Genomic DNA, 19,063 nt, shown 5'->3' on the forward strand with positions numbered 1-19,063 from the left:
GGGTGGGGAGAGATGACCGTGGGTCGTGTCACGCGCTGTGTTTATGCGGGTGAGAGGCGACCCACGGTCGTATAAAGGTCTTGGTTGGAGGTGACCGTGGGTCGCGCCAGATGTTGTGTTTATGCGGGTGAGAGGCGACCCACGGTCATGTGGGAGGCGTGATCAAAAGTAGGGCTCGCCATGGCAGGTGGTGGGCTCCTGCTCGGCGTCGACCTGCAGGGTGAAGGTCTCGTCGCCATGGACAACGGTGTATTCGCCGGGCTCCAGCGCGGGGATGGCGCAGGTGGCCTGGAGCTGGCCGCAGTCGTCGGTGCAGGCGCCCCCGGCGGTGCTGGTGTCGAGGTAGGAGGCGGCGGAGGTGAGCGTGATGGTGGTGCCATCGACGCTGGCCTGGCAGCTGGCCTGAGGGGCTTCGGAGCAGCTTGAGGAGAGGCAGACCGGAAGCGTGACGCTCAAGGAGGGGATGTCGCGATCGCTGTAGTCCTGCGGATCGTCGGCCAGGTGCAGGCAGACGGTGCCTTCGTTCTCGAACTCGACGCGTTCGGGGTCGTCGTCGAATACGCCGCAGGCGGCGATGAGGGGAATGGCGAGCAGGGTCAGGGCGATGCAGCGAGCAGAGAGCATGGGGGATCCTTCAGAAATCAATGTGGGGAGTGTCAGAAGATTGAGGTTGTGTGGGGCTGGAGGGCCTTATGAAGCGTTTGCCTCCAGACAGCCTGTGGGCTCGGAGGGGACGTCGAAGGTGTAGGTGGTCTGACCGTGGGTCAGGGTGTACTGGCCTTCGGGCAGGGCGGGGATCTCACACTCGGCGTGGAGGAGGCCGCAGTCGGCGGTGCAGCTGCCGTCGATGGCGCTGGTGTCGAGGTAGGAGCCCTCGGAGGTGAGCGTGATGGTGTTGGTGGCGGTGTCGACGGCCAGCTCGCAGGAGGCCTGGGGTTGGGAGGAGCAGCTTGAGGAGAGGCAGACCGGGAGCTCGACGCGCACATCGATCGGGGCGTCTGCTTCGAGGGGGGCGTCGTCTTGGAAACTGGAGCGGTTGAGGCAGACGTCGCCTTCATCCTCGAAGGTCACGAGGGTGGGTTCGGGGTCGTCGCCGCAGGCGGCGAGCAGGGAGATGGCGAGCGTGAGGGGGAGCCAGAAGTTGGGGTTACCCGTCATGGTGCGTCTCCAGGAAGAGCGTCATCAAAAGGCCCAGGGGCGGTGGGGAAGGCCCCGCGGGTAGATTTAAAGCAAGAGCTATGCCGAGGTGCGCTCGGATGCAAAAAAGCCCGCGACCTGTGGGGAGGTCGCGGGCTTTTTCAGTTAGGCCAACCTGATGGTCAGAAACGAACGTGTCAGGCGGTCTTGGGCTGCAAAAAGCGGTCGGCGATGAAGATGCCGATGAGCATGGCCGGCACGAAGATAAACGCCGAGGTGACGCCGGCGGCAGCGCCGGTGAGGGCGGGGCCGGGGCAGAAGCCGCCGAGGCCCCAGCCGATGCCGAAGAGGGCACCGCCGACGATCAGGCGTTTGTCGAGATCCTTGCGAGTCGGCAGGTAGAAGCGCGGGCTGAAGAAGGGGCGGTCGCGCTTGCTGATGATGGGGAAGGTGATGGCGTAGACCAAGACCGCGCCGCCCATCACAAAGGCCAGGGAGGGGTCCCAGTTTCCGAAAAGGTCGAGGAAAGCGATGACCTTTTCGGGGCGAGTCATCTCGGCGACACCCAGGCCGATGGCGAAGATGAAGCCCGAGAGGGCGATAGCGAGGTGTCGAATCATCCGAAGACTCCCAGTCCGAGGGTGCGGGTGATGAAGACGGTCAGAAAACCGGCGGTCATAAAGGAGAGGGTGGCAACGAGCGAGCGGGCCGAGAAGCGAGAGAGGCCGCAGACGCCGTGGCCGCTGGTGCAGCCGTTACCGACGCGGGTGCCCACGCCGACGATCAGTCCGGCGGCGACGAGCCATCCGGCGCTCAGGTTAACTTCGGAGCTGACAAGTTGCGGGGCGAAGAGGGCCAGCAAGATGCCACCCAGAACCATGCCGCCGACGAAGAGGGCCTGCCAGGGCAGGGGGCCCATGCGTTCGGAGTCTTTGTTAAAGAGCCCGGCGAGGATGCCGCTGATGCCGGCGATGCGGCCCTCGGTGGCCAGAAGAAGGGTTGCGGCCAGGCCGATGAGCGCACCGCCCAGGGCGGCGGTGACGGGAGTGAACAGCGTTTCCATGAATCAGACCTCCTCGAGGGTCAGGTCGGCATCCGGCGTGGAGGCCGGGCGGAAGACGTTGACGGGGATGCGCAGGTAGCGCTTCTCGTTGTCTTCGGGTTGGGGAAGCGAGCCGGCGTCGATGTTGACCTGCAGGCTCTGCAGGAGGAGCTTCGGGGCGGCCAGCGTCCTGTCGCGGGAGTCGCGCATATTGACGAACTCCTCTTTGGAGCGGCCCTCGGGAAGCTGCACGTTGCTGGCTTTCTGCTCGGCGATGGTGCTCATGAACTTCACTTCGCGGCCGGTCGGCTGGTAGTCGTGGCCGACGAAGACGCGGGTCTCATCGGGGAGCTTGTAGAGTTTTTCGGTGATGGAGTGGTAGAGGGCCTCGCTTGATCCCCCGGGGAAGTCGCAGCGGCCGGTGCCGAAGTCGGGCATGAACATGGCGTCGCCGGTGAAGATGGCGTCGTCGATGTGGTAGGTGGCGCAGGCCGGGGTGTGACCCGGGGTGTAGATCGTCTCGATCTTCAGGGAGCCCGCCTCAAGGACTTCGCCTTCTTCGAGGAGCACATCGAACTGGCTGCCGTCGGTGGGGAAGTCATCGGGGAGGTTGAAGACCTTTTTGAAGAGCGTCTGCACCTCGGTGATGCGGGCGCCGATGGCCAGGCGAGCTTTGGGGAAGTGCACCTTGACGTGCTGGGCGCCGGAGAGGTGGTCGGCGTGAGCGTGGGTCTCCAGGATGTAGTGGAGGGTGAGCTTTTGCTCTTTGAGGAAGTTGACGGCGCGGTCGGCCGACTCGGTCCACATCGCCGAGGCGTGGGGCTCGTAGTCGAGCACGGGATCGATGAGCACCGCGTCGCGGGTCTCGGGATCGTAGACGACGTAGGTCAGGGTGTTGGTGCGAGAATCGTAGAAAGGCTGAGTTTTGATGGTCATGCGAAACCTCCGAGTTGGGTGTTTTCGCCGTCGAGGCGTTGTCGGCGTAGTATGTTTGCCAGATGCGTGCCAACACTATCAAAAATTGAGGATCTGGCGAGTTCACGGGGTGATACGCCCTTCGGCGTTGGAAAGTGAAGGGGGGAGAGGGGTTTTTTGTTCCACTATTGTTTCGAAATTGTTTAAATGTTGAAACGAAACGTGGTGCAACGCATGCAACGTGAATGAAACTCGTTCGAACAGGCAGTTGAGGAGATGATGATAAAGCGGCCGCAGCGTCGGGGAAGGAACTTTTTCGGGATGATCAGCGGGGCGCCTCAGATGGAGGAGCTCTTCGGGTTGTTGGAGCGGGTGGCGCGGGCGGATGTGAGCGTGCTGGTGCGCGGAGAGACGGGCACGGGCAAGGAGCTTGTAGCAAGGGCGATTCACGAGCTCTCGCCGCGTCAGGGAAAGGCGTTTCGGGCGGTGAACTGCGCGAGTTTTAACTCGGAGCTGCTGGCCAGCGAGCTCTTCGGGCATGTGCGGGGGGCGTTTACCGGGGCGGTTAAAGATCGGCGAGGGCTCTTTGCGCTGGCCGACGGGGGGAGCGTGTTTCTCGATGAGATCGCCGAGATTCCGCTGGAGGTGCAGGCCCGGCTGCTGCGGGTGCTTCAGGAGCAGCGCTTCGTGCCGGTGGGGGGAACCGATGCGGTGAAGGTGGATGTGCGGCTGATCTCGGCGACGAATAAGGCGTTGCGTCGGGAGGTGGAGCAGGGGAGGTTTCGCGAGGACCTGATGTACCGGGTGCGGGTGGTGCCGATCTTTTTGCCGCCGCTGGTGGAGCGTCAGGGCGATATTGAGCTTCTGGTGTGGCATTTCATCGAGGAGTTCAACGCGCGGGAGGGGATGCCCCGGCGCATTGAGGGGTTGAGCGAGGAGGCGTTTGAGGCGCTGCAGAGTTACGGGTGGCCGGGCAATGTGCGGGAGCTGCGCAATGTGATCGAGTACGCCTTTGTGGTGGGGGAGGGAGAGGTGTTGGCGTACGGGGATCTTCCGCCGGAGCTGCGCGGGGAGGGCCCGGTGGACAGTCGGGAGCTGGAGCGCGGTGGAGGGGAGAGCGGGCGCAGTGAGCGCCAGGAGATCGTGGCGGCGCTGCGGGCGGCCGGAGGCAGCCGCGAGGATGCAGCGAGCGCGCTGGGGATCAGCCGCACCACGTTGTGGCGCCGGATGAAGGAGTACGGGATCGAGGATTGAGCGTGGTGCAGCGAGCTCAGAGCTCGTCGGATTCTTCGTACTCGACCGGGGGGGGAGAGTCCTCGGGGGTGTTCTCCTCGTAGGGCTGGCCCCAGGGGTCGTAGAAGCGCCGGCGTTTTTTGGTGGGCTCTTCGGCGCTTTGCTCGGATTGGGCGCCGGGGGATGAGGTGGTGGCGCAGGCGCCCAGGGTGGGGATGGCGATGAGGAGGGCCAGGGGGAGGAGGATGGCGAGGGAGGTGCGGGGCGCGCGGTACATCGGCAGGCCTGAGGGGAGAGGATGTTTAGGGGATCAGGGAAGGGGTCAGGGGCCTTCGAGGGGCTCGACCTCCATGGGGTCATCGGGGTCGGGCTCGGGTTCTTGCTCGGCGGGGTCTTCGTCGACGCCGGGTTCGGGCACACCCTCCCAGGGGTCGGTGTAGGGAGGGGGAGGTGGTGCGGGCTCGTCGTCGGCGCTGGAGGTGGAGGCGCAGGCGCCTGCGGTGACAAGAAACAGGCCGGCTACGAAGATATTTCGAAGATCGTGATCGCGGTGCATATGCGCGCTCCGGGAGAGAGGAGAGGGTGAGCGCGTAGAACGTGGGGACGAGGCGTTGAAGGGGCAAGTTATGGATGGCGAGTGGAGGGATGCGGTGGGGTATGGGGCTGACCGTAGGTTGGCTCGGGGGCAGTGTTTATGCGGGTGAGGGGTGACCGTGGGTCAGGGGAAGAGGGGGAGTTATGGTGGGGAGTGAGGCTGACCGTGGGTTGGCTCAGGTGCAGTGATGATGCGGGGGAGTGATGACCGTGGGTCGAGGTTTGGCGTGACCGTGGGACGAGGTTTGGTGTGACCGTGGGTCGAGGTTTTTTGTGACCGTGGGTCGTCTCAGGTGCAGCGTTTATGCGGGTGAGAGATGACCGTGGGACGAGGTTTTTTGTGACCGTGGGTCGAGTTTTTTGTGACCGTGGGTCGTCTCGGGTGCAGTGATGATGCGGGTGAGAGATGACCCAGGGTCAGGGGAGGAGGGGGCGTTATGGGGTCTGGGCGGGCCGGGTGAATTCCTGAGGGGGGGAGGTGTGGCCGAGCCAGTAGTGGTGTTCGGTGGTGGTGAGGGTGAAGCGGCCGGTGGGGGTGGCCTCGGTGGTGTCGTCGAGGCGGTAGGGGGCGTCGGTGGGGTGGGGTTGGTGGAGCTGGGAGTCGACGTGGTGTTCGGTGAGGCGATTGTTCTCCAGATGCCAGACGGCGCGCTGGAGGATGGTGCCGTCTGGGGAGGTCAGGGTGCGGGCGGAGAGTCGGCCGTCAGCGTGGTAGTCGAAGTTTAGCGTGCGGGTGGGGATGGCGTGGGCGTCGGCGGTGAGGGTGCGCTCCAGGCGGTCGGAGAGGATGCGGCCGTCTCGAAGTTCGCGTCGGCGTTCGGCGCGCTCGATAAGTTGGCCCTCGTTCAAGCGCAGAATGTCTTCGCGGACCATGTGGCCGGAGGTGTCGAAGTGGCGGGAGGTCTGCCAGTGGTCGCCTGGCTGGAAGGCGGCGGGCCAGGCGAAGCCCGCGCCGTCGTGGCCGACCCAGTAGTCGAGGCCAAAACGCAGGAAGAGGCCGTAGCCCTGGTAGGCGGTGGAGACGTGGAAGAGGTCGAGCTGCGGGGCGGGGCCGAGGAGCATGTAGACCACATCGGCGGCGGGGTAACCGTGGGTGAGCGCGGTGGGAACTGGCGAGCATTGCTCGTCGGAGTGTGGGAGGGGGGACCAGGCGCCGTCGTTGGAGGGGAGGCCCATAAGGTGCGGCCAGTCGGGATGGGCGGCGTAGGAGTCGAGTAGGGCGGGGGCGGTCGCGTCGATATCGGCGTCGACGTGCATGGCCTGGAGGTGACCTTCGGGGGAGAAGTTCCAGCGCATGTGGAGGAGAGCTTCATCGTTGCGCTCGCGAATGAGCTCGACGGGGCGGCCAGCGTGGTAGATCCAGCTGGCGGATTCGTGGGAGTCGTCGGGGAAGGTGCGGGTGGCGCGGGTGAGGCGGCCTTCGTCGTCGTAGTCGAAGAGGGTGCGGGTGAGCGCATTGTCGTTGAGGAGTTCGATGCTGATGAGGCGATCGTCCTCGTAGCTGTGGGTGAGCTCGGTGATCTGAGGGGGGCCTACAAAGCGCGTAAGGACCTGGGACTCGTGGATGAGGCGCTCCCGGTCGTCGAAGGTCCAGGTTCGCGCCACGGTGACGTCGTCGCTGGCGAGGGCGTCCTGAAATTCGATGAGGACGATGCGGCTGCCCTGCGGGTCGGCGAAGTGCCAGGTGGTGGTGCCGAAGATGTTGATGAGAGTCAGGGAGTGCTCATCGCAGGTCACCGCCGGGAAGTTGTCGACGGGGAGCGCGGGCACCTGGCAGTCGGGCAGGCTGCCGGTGAACTCGGGCGGTGGCTGCAGGCTGCTCGCTTCAGCTTGAGGCAGGCAGGTAGGGGCGGCCGGCTCGGCGGGTGGGGTGGGCTCGTCGAGGTTCCAGTCGGTGTCGGGGGATGGGGGTAAGGGGGCGGGGCCGCAGGCGGCCAGACCTGCGAGAAGGGTGAGGAGGGCGAAGTGTGCGGCTGGCGAGCGGTTCATGGCGGGATCTCCGGGCGAGTCGACGTCTCCGGGGGGAGCGCGCGGGTGGGTTGCGTCTGGAGATGAGTGTGCCGAAGAGATGGTCTGAATAAAATTTGAATGTTTTTGATGGGTTGTTCAGGTATTCTTTATGATGCTGACGTTGAAGAAAGCTGAGATGGAGGTGAGGGCGTGGCGGAGCAGCAGCGAGGGGCGTGGGCGGGGGTGAGTCTGGAGGCGATCTGGAACTGGTTGCCGGCGTTTCGGGCCGTGGCCGAGGCGGAGCATTTGCCGACGGCGGCAGCGCGCTTGCACGTGAGCTCGCCGGCGCTCTCGCGGACGGTGCGGCTTTTGGAGGAGCACCTGGAGGTGGAGCTCTTTAACCGGGTGGGGCGGAGGCTTGTGCTCAACACCGCCGGGGAGCAGCTGCTGGCGGCGGTGCAGGAGGCGATGGGCGGGTTGGGGAGGGTGGTGGAAGAGGTGCAGGTTGAGGGGGTAGGGGGGAGGTTGAGGGTGGGGTCGCTGGGGGTGCTGACGAACTCGTTTGTGCTGCCGGCGGCGCTGGCGTTGTGCGAGCGGCATCCGCAGCTTTTGCCGATGCTGGAGAACCATCGGCCACGAGATGCCAACGAGAAGCTCTGGCGAGGGGAGTTGGATGTGGCGTTTTATTACGAGGGGCTGAGCGCACCGGGGGTGGAGGTGGAGGAGCTGGGGCGGATCGGGGCGTCGGTGTACTGCGGGAAGGGACATCCGCTCTTTGAGCGGGCGGCGGAGGTGGGGGAAGAGGAGGTGTTGTGCTGGCCCTTCTCGGTGCCGCAGGTGGGCGATAGCGGGCAGGTGATGGACGGTTGGCCGGTGGATGTGTCGCGGCGAGTGGGGATGCAGATCACGTTGTTGACGACGAACGTGGAGGTGTGTCGAAGCGGGAGGTTTGTGACGGTGCTGCCGGATGTGGCGGCGCGGCCGTGGGTGGAGCGGGGGGAGGTGCGGCGGGTGGGGTTTGAGGGGTTGGAGGGGATTCGGGTGTTCGGGGCGGTGCGGGAGCAGGAGGTCGGGCGTAGTGGGGCGCGGGAGATGTTGGAGGAGGTGGGGCGGAGGGTGCGTGAGGATCTTTTGGTCAGGGAGTGATGGTGGGGTTGGGGGGAGCGTGGGTCGTGTTGGAGCGCGTGTTTATGCGGGTGAGAGGTGACCGTGGGTCGTTTCGGGATGTGACCGTGGGTCGTGTTGGAGCGAGTATTTGTGCGGGTGAGAGGTGACCGTGGGGCGTGTTTTCACGAGGTCAAAAAATGACCGTGGGTCGTGTTTGGGGGATGACCGTGGGTCGTGTTTTCACGAGGTCAAAAAAGTGACCGTGGGTCGTGTGTGTGGGTGACCGTGGGTCGCATCATCGCGAGCAATGATGGGGTCAAAAAATGACCGTGGGTCGTTGCGGTGTGGGGTGATGCAGTGGGGTAGGAGGGTGACCGTGGGAGGCGCTCGGGGCAGTGTTTATGCGGGTGAGGCGTGACCCACGGTCGGTGCGGAGGGGGAGGTGTGTGGGGAGTTAGTCGGTGGCGTTTTCGAGTTTTCTGCAGGCGATTTGGTGGTCGCCCTGGATGCCGCAGATGCCGCCCATGGCGCCGTGCATGGCGCGGGTCTGGGAGAGGAGAGGGGTGGCGTTGAAGCGCGTCGCGGAGTCGGCGGGGGCGTCGGGCGGGCCGCCGGCGCAGAAGACGGTGGCCTCGATGTTGCGGAAGCAGACGGCGGCTCCGGAGGTGGCGAGCTCGGAGAGGGCGATGGCGCCGGGGACGGGGGTGGGCTCGGCGCGGGGGAGGCGGTCGCCCAGGCCGAGCTGGCCGAAGGTGTTGTCGCCCCAGCAGTTCAGGGTGCGCTCGGGGCCGGTGACGGTGCAGGTGTGGTAGCCGGCTGCGGCGATGGCGTGTGCGGGCTCGGAGAGTTGGAGTTTGAGGGGGGCGGTGGCGATGTCGCCTTCGGTGGTGATGCCCAGAGCGCCGTGGCGGTTGTGGCCCCAGCAGTAGACTTCGCCGGATTCGGTGAGGGCGCAGGTGTGCTCGAGGCCTGCGGCAAGGGCGATGGCTTTTTCGTCGAGGTTTATTGGCTTTGGGGTGGGGTCTGGCTGTGAGGTCTGGCCGCGGCCGAGCTGTCCGCGGCGGTTTTCGCCCCAGCAGAAGACCTGGCCTTCCCGGGTCAGGGCGCAGGCGTGGTAGGCGCCGAGCGTGGCCGAGGCGAGGGGGGGAAGTCCGGCGATGCGCACGGGCATGGGGCTGTCGTCGGCGTCGGTGTCCGGGCCGAGCAGGCCGCTTTCGTTTCCGCCCCAGCACCAGAGGGCGCCGTCGGAGTCCCAGGCGCAGCTGTTGTGGATGGGGGAGAGGGTGATGCCGGCGGCCTCGCGGAGGCCTTCGACGGGTTGGAGCTCGGCGCGGGTTGTGTGGGTGTTGTCGCCGAGCTGTCCGGCGGCGTTGGCGCCGGCGCACCAGACCTGTCCGTCGGCGCCGAGGGCGCAGGCGTGTTCGGCGGACATCAGAAAGAGGGAGGTGGCGGGGCGTGTGGCCTCATCGGGGGTGGTGTTGCGCTCGTTGCGATCGCAAGCAGCGAGCGCGCCAATGCCGGTGAGCAGGGCCAGGAGGATGGTGAGCTGGCGAGGGGTGGGGAGGGGCATCATCAACATCGTCACTGGCGAGGGTGGTGGGGGAGGAGAGCGCGTGGGGCTGGCGCGTCAATGTAGCATGTTGGCGGAGGAGGTCGAGGGGGCGTGTGGGTGGGGTGGAGGCAGTGAAGTGCCTCGGTTGAGGTGGGTTGTGGATGACCGCGTAGCATGTTGGCGGAGGAGGTCGAGGGGGCGTGTGGGTGGGGTGGAGGCAGTGAAGTGCCTCGGTTGAGGTGGGTTGTGGATGACCGCGTAGCATGTTGGCGGAGGAGGTCGAGGGGGCGTGTGGGTGGGGTGGAGGCAGTGAAGTGCCTCGGTTGAGGTGGGTTGTGGATGACCGCGGGACGCGAAAGGTTGAGTGTTTATGCGGGTGAGCGGTGACCCCGGGGGCGTTGCGTAGCGGCGACCCCGGGTCATGGGTGAGGCTGAGCGTTGCGACGTGTTTAGGGGCTGCAAAACAGTCTGGCGAGGTCTGTGTTGACGTCGATGGCTCTCTTCGCTATCGCTTAAGCATCGCAAAACCAATGTGGGTCAACCGGGCCAGCCGCGCGTATGCGGTCGGCGCAACCTCAAGTGGGGAAAGTTATGCGTATGGATGTGTTGCAGGGTCGTATTCTTGCGATGGTGATGATGGTGGTGTTTGCGCTGGCCGCCGGATGTGGCGAGTTAGGCAGTGATGAGCCCGACACGGATCATTTTGTGGGGACGTATCAGGGGACGGCGACGCTGAGCGGTTCGGGCTCGCAGACGTATACGACCGATATTGTGGTGACGGCGGGGACGACGGCAGATTTGATTATTTCGGTGGCCGATCTGCGTAATTTGCGGGCGACGGTGCAGGGAGATACGTCGTTTTCGATCGACTCTCAGAGCGTGAACCTGACCGACGCGAACGGCAACGCGTTTTCGGTGACGGCTCAGGGAAATGGGACGGTTGTGGGCAATATTTTTACGCTGAATGCGACGCTCTCTTCGCCCAACGGGACGTTGACGTTGAGCGCGAATGGCAACCGCCTCTGAGACGCATTCAGGCGGCAAAGAAGGTGGTTTGAAGTGGAACCCACGTCCGATTCGGGCGTGGGTTTTTTGTGGTCGGGGAGGGGGACGGGGGATGCGCGAGGGGGCGGATGAGCGACCGTGGGTCGCGAGAAGTTGTGTGTTTATGCGGGGCAGGTGTGACCCCCCGTTGGTTTGATTGGGGATGTTCCAGGGGCAAAAAGCCACGAGCCGGGCTCCCTGATGGGGCCCGGCTCGTGGGGAAGTGTTGCGTTTACGGCGTCTCTCGGGGGTTAGCCGACGATGCAGATGCCGCTGTCTCCGGAGCGGGCGCACATGCCGCTGCAGCAGTCGCTGTTGTAGACGCAGGACTGCGTGGCGGTGCGGCAGGCGGCCGTGCCGCAGAAGCCTTCTTCGCAGCTCAGCGGGGCGCAGCAGTCGCCACTGGAGGAGCAGGCCTCATCGAGGCTGGAGCAGACGGGCTCGGGATCGGGGTCGGTGTCGCCGGCGTCAGGGTTACCGGCGTCGGGATCAGGGTCGGTATCGCCGGCGTCGGGATCGGGATCAGGATCGGTGTCGCCGGCGTCGGGATCGGGGTCGGCAGGATCGGGATCGGTATCGGGTTCTTCGACGGGGATCTCACAGACTTCGCCGGAGCGCTGCACCTGGCGGTCGTAGTGGATGGAGACCGGGGCGGTGATTTGCACTTCGTTGGCGAAGATGCCGCCGAAGATTTCCACGTTATCGACGATCTGGACGCGGCCCGGGTAGACGTAGATGAAGCCGCCGACGAGCACGTCGCTGGTGATCTGGAGGCGCTCTCCGCTGATGTAGAAGCGGGTGTTGGCGGGGTAGTTGGGCGAGCCGAGCTCCATGCCGGCGGCGTTGATGGCGCCGTCGATGAAGACGTCGAGTTCGGCGTCGGGAGATGCTTTGATGACGAGGCGGCCGGCGTTGATGTCGCCGCCGATGAAGATGGCAGAGCGGCCGGTGGAGTGGATGACGACCTCACCGGCGGTGTTGATGCCGTCGAGGTAGTACTGGCCGCAGGGGAGCTCGAGGCGGCGCACCGAGCCGTCCATCATGGCGTCAGATTCAAGGCCGATGGCGTCGTTGTCGTTGAAGGTGGCGCGACGGGCGACGAGGGCTTCGACGGGGACGCGCTCGTCTTCTTCGCAGCCGCAGGGGGGCGCGACGGAGACCGGATCACGGACGAGGTTGCCATAGGTGATACCGCCACCGATGGTGCCGGAGTTGGGGATGGTCAATGTCTTGTCGATGACGAAAGAGCCGGAGATCTCCTGGGCGATGAACGCGTTCTCGGCGACGGTGGTGGTGTTGGAGGAGTTGGCCGAGATGCCGCCGACGTGAAGTTCACCGCGGATGTCGTTCTGGGCGGCGTTCCAGCCCAGGGAGCCGCCGGGGCCGACCCAGACCGAGCCGCCGATGTCGTTGGCGCTGTTGGTGTTGAACTCGCTGTTGGCGCCGACGCTACCGCCGAGCGAGCCGGGGAGGTAGGGGCCTTCGCGGCTGTCAAAGGCGTCGGTGTTCATGCCGGCGGTGAAGCGGGCGTCGCTGCAGATGCACATCGCCCAGCGAAAGGTCTCTTCGGCGACGTCGCCGGAGCAGAGGTCGTCGTTGACCTCATCGAAACGGACGGGGGGGCCGCCGCCGGCGCAGAAGGCGGGCTCTTCAAAGGCGAGTGCGGGGACGCAGGCGCTTTCGACACAGCCTTCACCTTCGCCGCAGGCGATGCCGCAGCCGCCGCAGTTGTTGTTGTCGGTCTGGAAGGCGACGCATTCGCGATCGCAGACGTTTTCGCCGGGGCGACACTCTTCGAGGCAGAAGCCGCCGGAGCAGGCTTCATTTTCACCGCAGGTGATGCCGCAGCCGCCGCAGTTGTCGGGGTCGGTCTTGGGGCTGGTGCAGACGTCGTCGCAGATGAGCTGATACTCGCCAGCGCAGGCAAAGCGATCGGGGTCGTCGACGGGGTCGGTGGGGGTGGAGGGGCCGGCGTCGGCGTCGGCGTCGGGATCGCCACCGTCATCGACCGTGGTATCGGCATCGCCGGAGTCGCCAGGGTCGCCGGAGTCACCCGGGTCGCTGGAGTCGCCAGGGTCGCCGGAGTCACCAGGGTCGCCGGAGTCGGAGGTGGTGCCCGTGTCGGTGTCGGTCACTTCATCGGAACATCCCAGGGGGATGAGGCTCAGTGAGAGCACCGCGCATAAGGTGAGGAGAGCGCGTGAATTCAACATACATTGCTCCTGCCTGGTCATCGATCAGGTTAAGTGATCGGCGAGTTGTTAGACGAAAGGTCTGGGATCGATGGTGGAGGAAGTTGAGGGGGATCTCAAGAGGCGTGGTCGTAAGATGTTGTAACGGATGAGGTGGGCGGGGACGTGAGGGGTGCGAGGTCTACGAGGTGGATAAGAGGGGGCGGTTGTGTATGGGGTGTGTGTGTGTGAGGGAAGGGTAACCGTGGGTCATGGTTTGGATGACCGTGGGACGGGTGGGAGAGGTGACCGTGGGTCGGGGAGGGGTGACCGTGGGTCAGGGTTTGGGTGACCGTGGGTCAGGGTTTTGGTGACCGTGGGTCGGGTGACCGTGGGTCAGGGTTTTGGTGACCGTGGGTCGGGTGACCGTGGGTCATGATATAGATGACCGCGGGTCGGGTGGGAGAGGTGAAGATTACGAGGGAAATGCGTTTGAAACGATGATGATGGGGGAGGTTTCATGCGGTGGAGGTCTGACCCAGGGTTATCTTGAGGGGGGGATGATCGGGTTGGTAGGTTTGACCCAGGGTCATCTTGAGGGGGGGCTGGCGAAGCTGTGGGAGGCTGATCCAGGGTTGAGGAAGGATGAGTATTTATGCGGCAGAGTGGTGACTCAGGGTCGAGGAAGGATAAGTATTTATGCGGTTGAACGGTGACCCAGGGTTGATCTGAGATTGGGATCTGGGGGCGTTTTCATCAGCAAGAAAAGACGAGCGCCACTCCCGGAAAGAAGTGGCGCTCGGAGGTAAAGGCGGAGAAGGAGGATTACTCGTAAGTCACACGCAGGGTGAGGTCACTGAAACCCTCGTAGGCATTAATGAGGATGTGCCATTCGCCGCTTTGCGGGTTTTCGAGGGTAACCGACTCGTTGCTGCCGTAGAGGAAGGGGCGGTGGTCGAAGGTGGAGGTCGTGGGGGCGTCGCCGAGGCGCAGGTAGAGGTCGGCGTCGCCGTTTTCGCCGATGGTCTCAAAGGTGGCCGATTGCAGACCCTGGGGCAGCTCGATGGTGTATCGGAGCTGTTGGCCGGAGCCGGCGGAGAGGTCGGTGAGCTCGGCGACGGTAGGCTCGGGCTGCGGGTTGGGGTTCTGGACGGCGCCCGCGGTGAGTTCGGCGCTTAAGGTGAGGCCCTGGTAGGGCTGGTAGGCGTCGAGCATCACGTGCCAGCGGCCCGGCTGCGGGTTGTCGATGGTGCAGACTTCGTTGTTGCCGGACTCGTAGGGCCGGCAGTCGTAGTCGGATTGGGTCGGAAGGCTGCCAAAACGCAGGTAGAGGTCGGCGTCGCCGGAGCCGGAGGCTGTTTCTACGCGGAGGCGCTCGGTGTTTTCGGGCACGTCGATGTAGAAGTTGCGCTGGGAGCCGGCCGCGCCGCTTAAGTTCGTGCGGGGTTGCCCGTCGATGAGCGCGTCGGAGGGTTGGGGTTGGGAGGGGGCGTTAACGGTGACGGTGGCCGAGGCGCTGTCGGTGTCGCCGTCGGCGTCGGTGACGATGAGGGTGACGGTGTACTCGCCGGCGGTGGCGTAGGTGTGGGTGGGGGAGGGCTGGTCGGAGGACTGCCCGTCGCCGAAGTTCCACAGCCAGGAGGTGATGTTGGAGTCGCCGGCCGAGCTTTGATCGGAGAAGGTGACGGTGAGTTCGTTGACGCTGCCGGTGAAGTCGGCCTCGGGGGGCAGCGCCGAGGTGTTGCCGGAGGTGGCGAAGAGCTCATCGCGGAAGTTGATCAGCGAGCAGCGCATGCGGTTGACCTGTTCTTCGGAGAAGCCGGTCATGCAGCCGTCGGGGGTGTAGTTCATGAAGTTGCGGATGGGGTGGTTGCCGCCTCCGCAGCTGCTGGCGCGCGCCTGGCATTCGTAGTCGGGGCCGGGGTGGGCGACGGTGTCGGCGATGAGGTCGCCGGTGGAGTAAGGGCTGGAGGCGCTGCCGCAGCCGCCCTCAAAGGTGTGGAAGAGCCCCAGGTAATGGCCGACTTCGTGGGTGGCGGTGCGGCCCTGGTTAAACATGCCGGCCTGGGGGGCGTTTCGACCCACGACGTTCCAGGCGAGTACGACGCCGTCGATGGCGTCGCCGGCGTCGGTCTGGGGGAAGGTGGCGTAGCCGAGCGCGCCGCTGGCGTCGTTGGTGTAGATGTTGAGGAAGCGCTCGGGGTCCCAGGCGAGCGCGGCTTTCATGGGGGTGACGCCGTAGCCCGGGTCGTTAAACCAGGTGTTGTTGGTGTGGTAGTTGATGCCGTCGGTGGCGCTTCCGTCGGGGGCCTGGCTGGCGAGCACGAACTGGATGCGGGCGTCGACGCCGTTTCGGCCCGGGGTGGCGGGCAGGGCGCGGAAGTCTTCGTTGAGGACGTCGATCTGGCTGCGGATGAGGGACTCGGAGATGTAGCCGGTGCCGTCGGTGCGCTGGATGACGTGGAAGACCACCGGGATCTCGAGGATCTCGTCGGGTTCGTAGAGGGGGTTGATGGAGGTGTAGTTGTAGCCGCAGGAGGCAGCCGAGCGGTTGCTCAGGGGAAGTTGTGCGGCGCTGATGTCGTGGGCGGTAGCGCAGCGGCGTCCGCTGTTGCGGAACTCGTCGGACTGGTGGAAGTCGGCCACGGAGCGGTAGCGGGTGTCGCCCAGGATGACGTGCCCCTCTTTGGTGAGCTCGGGGGATGCCAGCGCGACGTCTGTGGAGTCGTCTTCGGGGACGGGCTCGACGTATGGCGAGAAGTAGGGGTCGGTGCCGCAGGCCACGAGGCTGAGCGTGGCGAGGGTCAGAGCAATGGCGAGGGGTGTCCGCGGAGCCAACATCATGCGTGTCCTCATTGGGGGAGCAGGGGATCAGCAGCATTTGGAGACCGCGTTCAGCAGTGGCGCGGTCGGAAGAGCAGTTTTGCGGGCCGACAGAAGGGTAGGAGCCGGGAGGGAGGTCGTCAAATATGGGGAGATAAAGTTGTGTAGCGCGATAAGGATCGGGTGTGGCGAGGGGGCGGCTGTGGGGTGGGTGAGTGTGTGACCGTGGGTCGTGGAAAGTCGGCTATTTATGCGGCGAAAAGGTAACCGCGGGTTGTGCGTGGAGATGACCGTGGGTCGTGCGAAGTCAGCTATTTGTGGGGCGAAACGGTGACCGTGGGTTGTGAGAGGGTGTGACCTTGGGTCGTGGAAAGTCGGCTATTTATGCGGCGAAAAGGTAACCGTGGGTTGTGCGTGGAGATGACCGTGGGTCGTGCGTGGAGATGACCGTGGGTTGTGAGAGGGTGTGACCGTGGGTCGTGTAAAGTCGGCTATTTGTGGGGCGAAACGGTGACCGTGGGTCGTGGGTGGAGATGACCGTGGGTCGCGTTCTGGTCAGGATTTACGCGGTGTTCGAGTGAGCGTGGGTCAGGTTGCGACGATGGTGACCATGGCAAAATGCATGGCGGCGGCGATGACGACCAGGGTGTGGAAGACCTCGTGGTAACCGAAGGTGGCCGGTGCGGGGTTGGGGCGTTTGAGGGCGTAGGCCAGGGCGCCCAGGGTGAAGACGACGCCGCCGCCGAGCATCAGGACGACGGTGAGGAGGCCGTAGTCGGCGTAGATGCGGGGGACGGCCGGGACGCTGGTCCAGCCGAGCAGGACGCAGATCAGGGCGGTGATGAACTTGGGGGCGCGTGGCCAGAGGAACTCTTTGAGGGTCCCCAGGGCGGCGCCGGACCAGACGAGGGTGAGCAGGGCTTTGCCGCCGGAGGCGCTCATGGCCAGCAGGCAGATGGGGGTGAAGGTGCCGGCGATGAGGATGAAGATGGCGGCGTGGTCGAGCTTGCGCATGCGGGCGCGGGCTGTCGGCGGCCAGTTGATGATGTGGTAGGTGGCGCTGGTGGCCAAAAGGTTGACCAGGCTTGCGGCGTAGATGGCGGTGGCCAGGCGCGCCTGGGGGCTGGAAGCGAAGAGGACGAGCATGATCCCGGCGCCCAGTGCGGCGAAGGCCGAGGCGTAGTGGATCTGTCCGCGGAGGCTGGGTTTTTCGGGAGCATCGAGGGAGGGGGCTGGACTCATGGCGTGTCCGGTGGTGAGATGAGAGCAAAGGATGTGGCGTTCACGACCTCTTGAACTCTGGCGGGAAGTTGCCGGGTTCGCAAGAGGGACTCTGGCTGACAGGTGTTTGGATTGGGTCGGGTCAAGGGTGAGGCTAAGTGGTTGATATCAGGGCGCGAATCGGTGGTCGGGACGCGTTATAAAGAGATCTGGGAGCGACGTGATGGGACGATTTTCAAGAATTTACAGCGTGGTGGGGCTTGGTTTTCTGCTGGCGGCGACGGGATGCAGCGGTGATGCTCCGGTGGAGCCGGCCGACGTGGAGGAGGGGGAGGATGTCGGCGATGCTGGCGACGTGGGGGACGCCGGGGATGTTTTTGAGGAGCCGGAAGATCCCTCGGCGATGCCCAACGCGATGGGGCAGGGGGGGCATGCGTTGTTGCCCTGGCCGGCGGCGCAGTATCAGGAGGAGGGGGAAGATGGCGTCAGCGTGCGGGTGGCGGAGGCGTTGATTCCGGCGGGTTTTGACGGGGAGTTGATCGGGGGGAGCGGGGCGAGTCGGGTGGCCCCGATGGTGACCTGGTTGGAGGGGGGGATCGATCCGCGGGGGTTGCCGGATGCCGTAGATTGGGGGGCGACGCTTGGCGAGGCGAGTCTCGTGCAGGTGGTGGTGCTGGAGGAGGGGCAGGAGGCGCGGCGCTGGCCGGTGCTGGTCGAGATGGATGCGACGGCGCGGGAGCCTGATGAGGCCACGCTTTTGATACGTCCGCATCGTCCTTTCCCGGCCGGGGCCCAGGTGGTGGTGGGGCTTCGGCGAGGGCTGCGAACCTATGCGTGTGTGGAGGATGAGCAGTCGGAGGCGTGCGTGGAGCACGGGAGCTCGGAGGCGCTGGCGCGGGTGCTGGCCGGGGAGCCGGCCGATGCGGCTGAGGAGGCCTGGGTGACGCGCGGCGCCGAGGCGATGCGGGCGGCGCTGGCAGTGATGGGTGAGGAGGCCGGGGGGCTTGTGCAGGCGTGGAGTTTCCGGGTGCGCGAGCGCGAGGAGGTGGTCTCGGCGCTCTTTGAGATGCAGCGCGTGGCGAATGAGGCCGACGCGTCAAACTACCGTCTTGAGGAGGTTGTGTATGAAGACGCTAGGGCGCTGATTTACGGGGAGGTGGAGGTGCCCTGGTTCCTCGATGAGGATAACCGGGTGGTGCTCAATGAGGCGGGGCTGCCGCAGGTTGTGGAGGAGCGTTTTGTGGAGTTTCTGGTGACGGTGCCGCGCAGCGTCGATCGGACGCGTCCGGTGGTGCTCTTTGGTCACGGCTTCTTCAGCGCGATTGAGGAGTCGACCTGGGGCAACCTCTTCGGGGGGCTGGAGCAGTGGGAGATGGCGGCGGTGACGACGCGATTTTACGGGTTTGCGGAGGCGGATCTTGCAGATACGGCGACGGTGCTCGCGGCGGAGTCGTTGCAGGGGTTGGCCGGGGTGATCGATCAGCAGCGTCAGTCGCAGGCGAACTTCACGGTGGTGCATAATATGCTGCGCGACTATCTGGCGGCGGAGTTGGAGTTGGATTTCGGGGAGGGGGTGTATCGGCCGCTGGATGGCGATGCGATTTCGTATATGGGGATCAGCAACGGTGGGACGCAGGGTTTTGTGATGATGAGCACGTCGCCGGTGCTCAAGCGGGGCGCGTTGATCGTGCCGGGCGGGGGGTGGTCGCATATGTTGCAACGGGCGGCGCAGTGGCCCACGCTGGGGGGATTGTTTACGCGGCGTTATCGCAACCAGGTCGAGCTTCAACTGGGGGTCTCGATGTTGCAGCAGATCTTCGATCCGGTGGATTCGCTTAACTACGCGGAGTTTTTGCTCGAGGAGCGCGCCGAGGGGATGGTGGCGGAGCCGGAGTTGCTGGTGGTGGAGGCGCTGCATGACTCGCAGGTGGCCAATATGGTGTCGCGGTGGGTGGCCGGTGCGGCCGGGGTGCAGCAGGTGATGCCGGGGGTGGAGGAGGTCTGGGAGGTGCCTCGCGTTGACGCGACGACGCTGGTCGAGGGGGATGTGCGGGTTGGCTACGAGATCTACGATCTGGGTGTGGAGGCGCATCCTGTGGGCAATGTGGCTGCCGAGGAGAACGGCGTGCATAACGATGTGCGGCTGCTGGAGTCGTATCGGGCGCAGGTCGGGGAGTTTTTGGAGAGCGGCAGGGTGGAGCGTTTTTGTGAGGGGGTGTGCGATCCGGAGTGAAGATGCGGACGGTGGGGGGGGAGTTCGGGAGGAACGTGAAA

Annotated in this window: 16 protein-coding genes; 4 read left to right on the forward strand and 12 right to left on the reverse strand. The window is 65.1% G+C overall.

Going from position 1 to position 19,063, the window contains the following annotated elements; all coding sequences use genetic code 11:
* Positions 1–162: 162 nt before the first annotated feature.
* From FRC98_RS13420 to FRC98_RS13440, 5 genes are all read right to left on the reverse strand, one after another.
* Positions 163–624, reverse strand: coding sequence for a hypothetical protein (locus FRC98_RS13420; protein ID WP_146981952.1), 462 nt, complete (start codon positions 622–624; stop codon positions 163–165).
* Positions 625–690: 66 nt separating this feature from the next.
* Entirely contained in the window at positions 691–1,158 is a 468-nt protein-coding gene (locus FRC98_RS13425; protein ID WP_146981953.1) for a hypothetical protein, read from the reverse strand.
* A 176-nt stretch (positions 1,159–1,334) separates the two neighbouring features.
* Positions 1,335–1,757 (reverse strand): DUF6691 family protein, encoded by a 423-nt coding sequence (locus FRC98_RS13430; protein ID WP_146981954.1) that lies wholly within the window; start codon positions 1,755–1,757, stop codon positions 1,335–1,337.
* Positions 1,754–2,200, reverse strand: a complete 447-nt coding sequence (locus tag FRC98_RS13435) for a YeeE/YedE family protein (protein ID WP_146981955.1) — start codon at positions 2,198–2,200, stop codon at positions 1,754–1,756. The genes FRC98_RS13430 and FRC98_RS13435 overlap by 4 nt, the downstream gene beginning before the upstream one ends.
* A 3-nt stretch (positions 2,201–2,203) precedes the next feature.
* Positions 2,204–3,115 carry an MBL fold metallo-hydrolase gene (locus FRC98_RS13440; RefSeq protein ID WP_146981956.1) on the reverse strand — a complete coding sequence of 304 codons (912 nt, stop codon included), beginning with the start codon at positions 3,113–3,115 and terminating at the stop codon, positions 2,204–2,206.
* A 255-nt stretch (positions 3,116–3,370) separates the two neighbouring features.
* On the opposite strand from FRC98_RS13440, the gene FRC98_RS13445 reads away from it, so the two are divergent.
* Positions 3,371–4,348, forward strand: coding sequence for a sigma-54 interaction domain-containing protein (locus tag FRC98_RS13445; RefSeq protein WP_146981957.1), 978 nt, complete (start codon positions 3,371–3,373; stop codon positions 4,346–4,348).
* A gap of 16 nt (positions 4,349–4,364) precedes the next feature.
* Here FRC98_RS13445 and FRC98_RS13450 read toward each other — a convergent pair whose 3' ends face one another.
* From FRC98_RS13450 to FRC98_RS13460, 3 genes are all read right to left on the reverse strand, one after another.
* Complete coding sequence (locus tag FRC98_RS13450) at positions 4,365–4,604, reverse strand: hypothetical protein (protein ID WP_146981958.1); 240 nt, start codon at positions 4,602–4,604, stop codon at positions 4,365–4,367.
* Positions 4,605–4,649: 45 nt separating this feature from the next.
* Positions 4,650–4,883 carry a hypothetical protein gene (locus tag FRC98_RS13455; RefSeq protein WP_146981959.1) on the reverse strand — a complete coding sequence of 78 codons (234 nt, stop codon included), beginning with the start codon at positions 4,881–4,883 and terminating at the stop codon, positions 4,650–4,652.
* Positions 4,884–5,356: 473 nt separating this feature from the next.
* Positions 5,357–6,910, reverse strand: coding sequence for a hypothetical protein (locus FRC98_RS13460; RefSeq protein WP_146981960.1), 1,554 nt, complete (start codon positions 6,908–6,910; stop codon positions 5,357–5,359).
* A 171-nt stretch (positions 6,911–7,081) separates the two neighbouring features.
* On the opposite strand from FRC98_RS13460, the gene FRC98_RS13465 reads away from it, so the two are divergent.
* Positions 7,082–8,017, forward strand: a complete 936-nt coding sequence (locus tag FRC98_RS13465; RefSeq protein ID WP_146981961.1) for a LysR family transcriptional regulator — start codon at positions 7,082–7,084, stop codon at positions 8,015–8,017.
* A 415-nt stretch (positions 8,018–8,432) separates the two neighbouring features.
* On the opposite strand, the gene FRC98_RS22055 is transcribed toward FRC98_RS13465, so the two are convergent.
* Positions 8,433–9,551, reverse strand: a complete 1,119-nt coding sequence (locus tag FRC98_RS22055) for an RCC1 domain-containing protein (RefSeq protein ID WP_283809655.1) — start codon at positions 9,549–9,551, stop codon at positions 8,433–8,435.
* 570 nt (positions 9,552–10,121) lie between these two features.
* Between FRC98_RS22055 and FRC98_RS13475 the strand changes: the two genes are divergently transcribed.
* Positions 10,122–10,556 (forward strand): hypothetical protein, encoded by a 435-nt coding sequence (locus tag FRC98_RS13475; protein WP_146981963.1) that lies wholly within the window; start codon positions 10,122–10,124, stop codon positions 10,554–10,556.
* Positions 10,557–10,825: 269 nt separating this feature from the next.
* Here the strand turns inward: FRC98_RS13475 and FRC98_RS21585 are convergent, their stop codons facing one another.
* From FRC98_RS21585 to trhA, 3 genes are all read right to left on the reverse strand, one after another.
* Positions 10,826–12,787, reverse strand: coding sequence for a DUF7305 domain-containing protein (locus FRC98_RS21585; protein WP_230467596.1), 1,962 nt, complete (start codon positions 12,785–12,787; stop codon positions 10,826–10,828).
* A gap of 783 nt (positions 12,788–13,570) precedes the next feature.
* A complete protein-coding gene (locus tag FRC98_RS13485) occupies positions 13,571–15,589 on the reverse strand; it encodes a pre-peptidase C-terminal domain-containing protein (RefSeq protein WP_230467597.1) in 2,019 nt (672 codons plus the stop codon).
* A 567-nt stretch (positions 15,590–16,156) separates the two neighbouring features.
* Positions 16,157–16,810: a PAQR family membrane homeostasis protein TrhA gene (gene trhA, locus FRC98_RS13490; protein ID WP_146981965.1), complete on the reverse strand. Its 654-nt coding sequence runs from the start codon at positions 16,808–16,810 to the stop codon at positions 16,157–16,159.
* Positions 16,811–17,012: 202 nt separating this feature from the next.
* On the opposite strand from trhA, the gene FRC98_RS13495 reads away from it, so the two are divergent.
* A complete protein-coding gene (locus tag FRC98_RS13495; RefSeq protein WP_146981966.1) occupies positions 17,013–19,022 on the forward strand; it encodes a hypothetical protein in 2,010 nt (669 codons plus the stop codon).
* Positions 19,023–19,063: the final 41 nt, after the last annotated feature.

This window comes from Lujinxingia vulgaris (assembly GCF_007997015.1).
Taxonomy (GTDB): domain Bacteria; phylum Myxococcota_A; class Bradymonadia; order Bradymonadales; family Bradymonadaceae; genus Lujinxingia; species Lujinxingia vulgaris.

Coding starts and splice junctions, on each gene's coding strand:
- FRC98_RS13460 (WP_146981960.1), bottom strand. CDS start 6,910: ATGAACCGCTCGCCAGCCGCACACTTCGCCCTCCTCACCCTTCTCGCA.
- FRC98_RS13435 (WP_146981955.1), bottom strand. CDS start 2,200: ATGGAAACGCTGTTCACTCCCGTCACCGCCGCCCTGGGCGGTGCGCTC.
- FRC98_RS13455 (WP_146981959.1), bottom strand. CDS start 4,883: ATGCACCGCGATCACGATCTTCGAAATATCTTCGTAGCCGGCCTGTTT.
- FRC98_RS13475 (WP_146981963.1), top strand. CDS start 10,122: ATGCGTATGGATGTGTTGCAGGGTCGTATTCTTGCGATGGTGATGATG.
- FRC98_RS21585 (WP_230467596.1), bottom strand. CDS start 12,787: ATGTTGAATTCACGCGCTCTCCTCACCTTATGCGCGGTGCTCTCACTG.
- FRC98_RS13425 (WP_146981953.1), bottom strand. CDS start 1,158: ATGACGGGTAACCCCAACTTCTGGCTCCCCCTCACGCTCGCCATCTCC.
- FRC98_RS13495 (WP_146981966.1), top strand. CDS start 17,013: ATGGGACGATTTTCAAGAATTTACAGCGTGGTGGGGCTTGGTTTTCTG.
- FRC98_RS13430 (WP_146981954.1), bottom strand. CDS start 1,757: ATGATTCGACACCTCGCTATCGCCCTCTCGGGCTTCATCTTCGCCATC.
- FRC98_RS13450 (WP_146981958.1), bottom strand. CDS start 4,604: ATGTACCGCGCGCCCCGCACCTCCCTCGCCATCCTCCTCCCCCTGGCC.
- FRC98_RS13445 (WP_146981957.1), top strand. CDS start 3,371: ATGATGATAAAGCGGCCGCAGCGTCGGGGAAGGAACTTTTTCGGGATG.
- FRC98_RS13485 (WP_230467597.1), bottom strand. CDS start 15,589: ATGATGTTGGCTCCGCGGACACCCCTCGCCATTGCTCTGACCCTCGCC.
- FRC98_RS22055 (WP_283809655.1), bottom strand. CDS start 9,551: ATGATGCCCCTCCCCACCCCTCGCCAGCTCACCATCCTCCTGGCCCTG.
- FRC98_RS13420 (WP_146981952.1), bottom strand. CDS start 624: ATGCTCTCTGCTCGCTGCATCGCCCTGACCCTGCTCGCCATTCCCCTC.
- FRC98_RS13440 (WP_146981956.1), bottom strand. CDS start 3,115: ATGACCATCAAAACTCAGCCTTTCTACGATTCTCGCACCAACACCCTG.
- trhA (WP_146981965.1), bottom strand. CDS start 16,810: ATGAGTCCAGCCCCCTCCCTCGATGCTCCCGAAAAACCCAGCCTCCGC.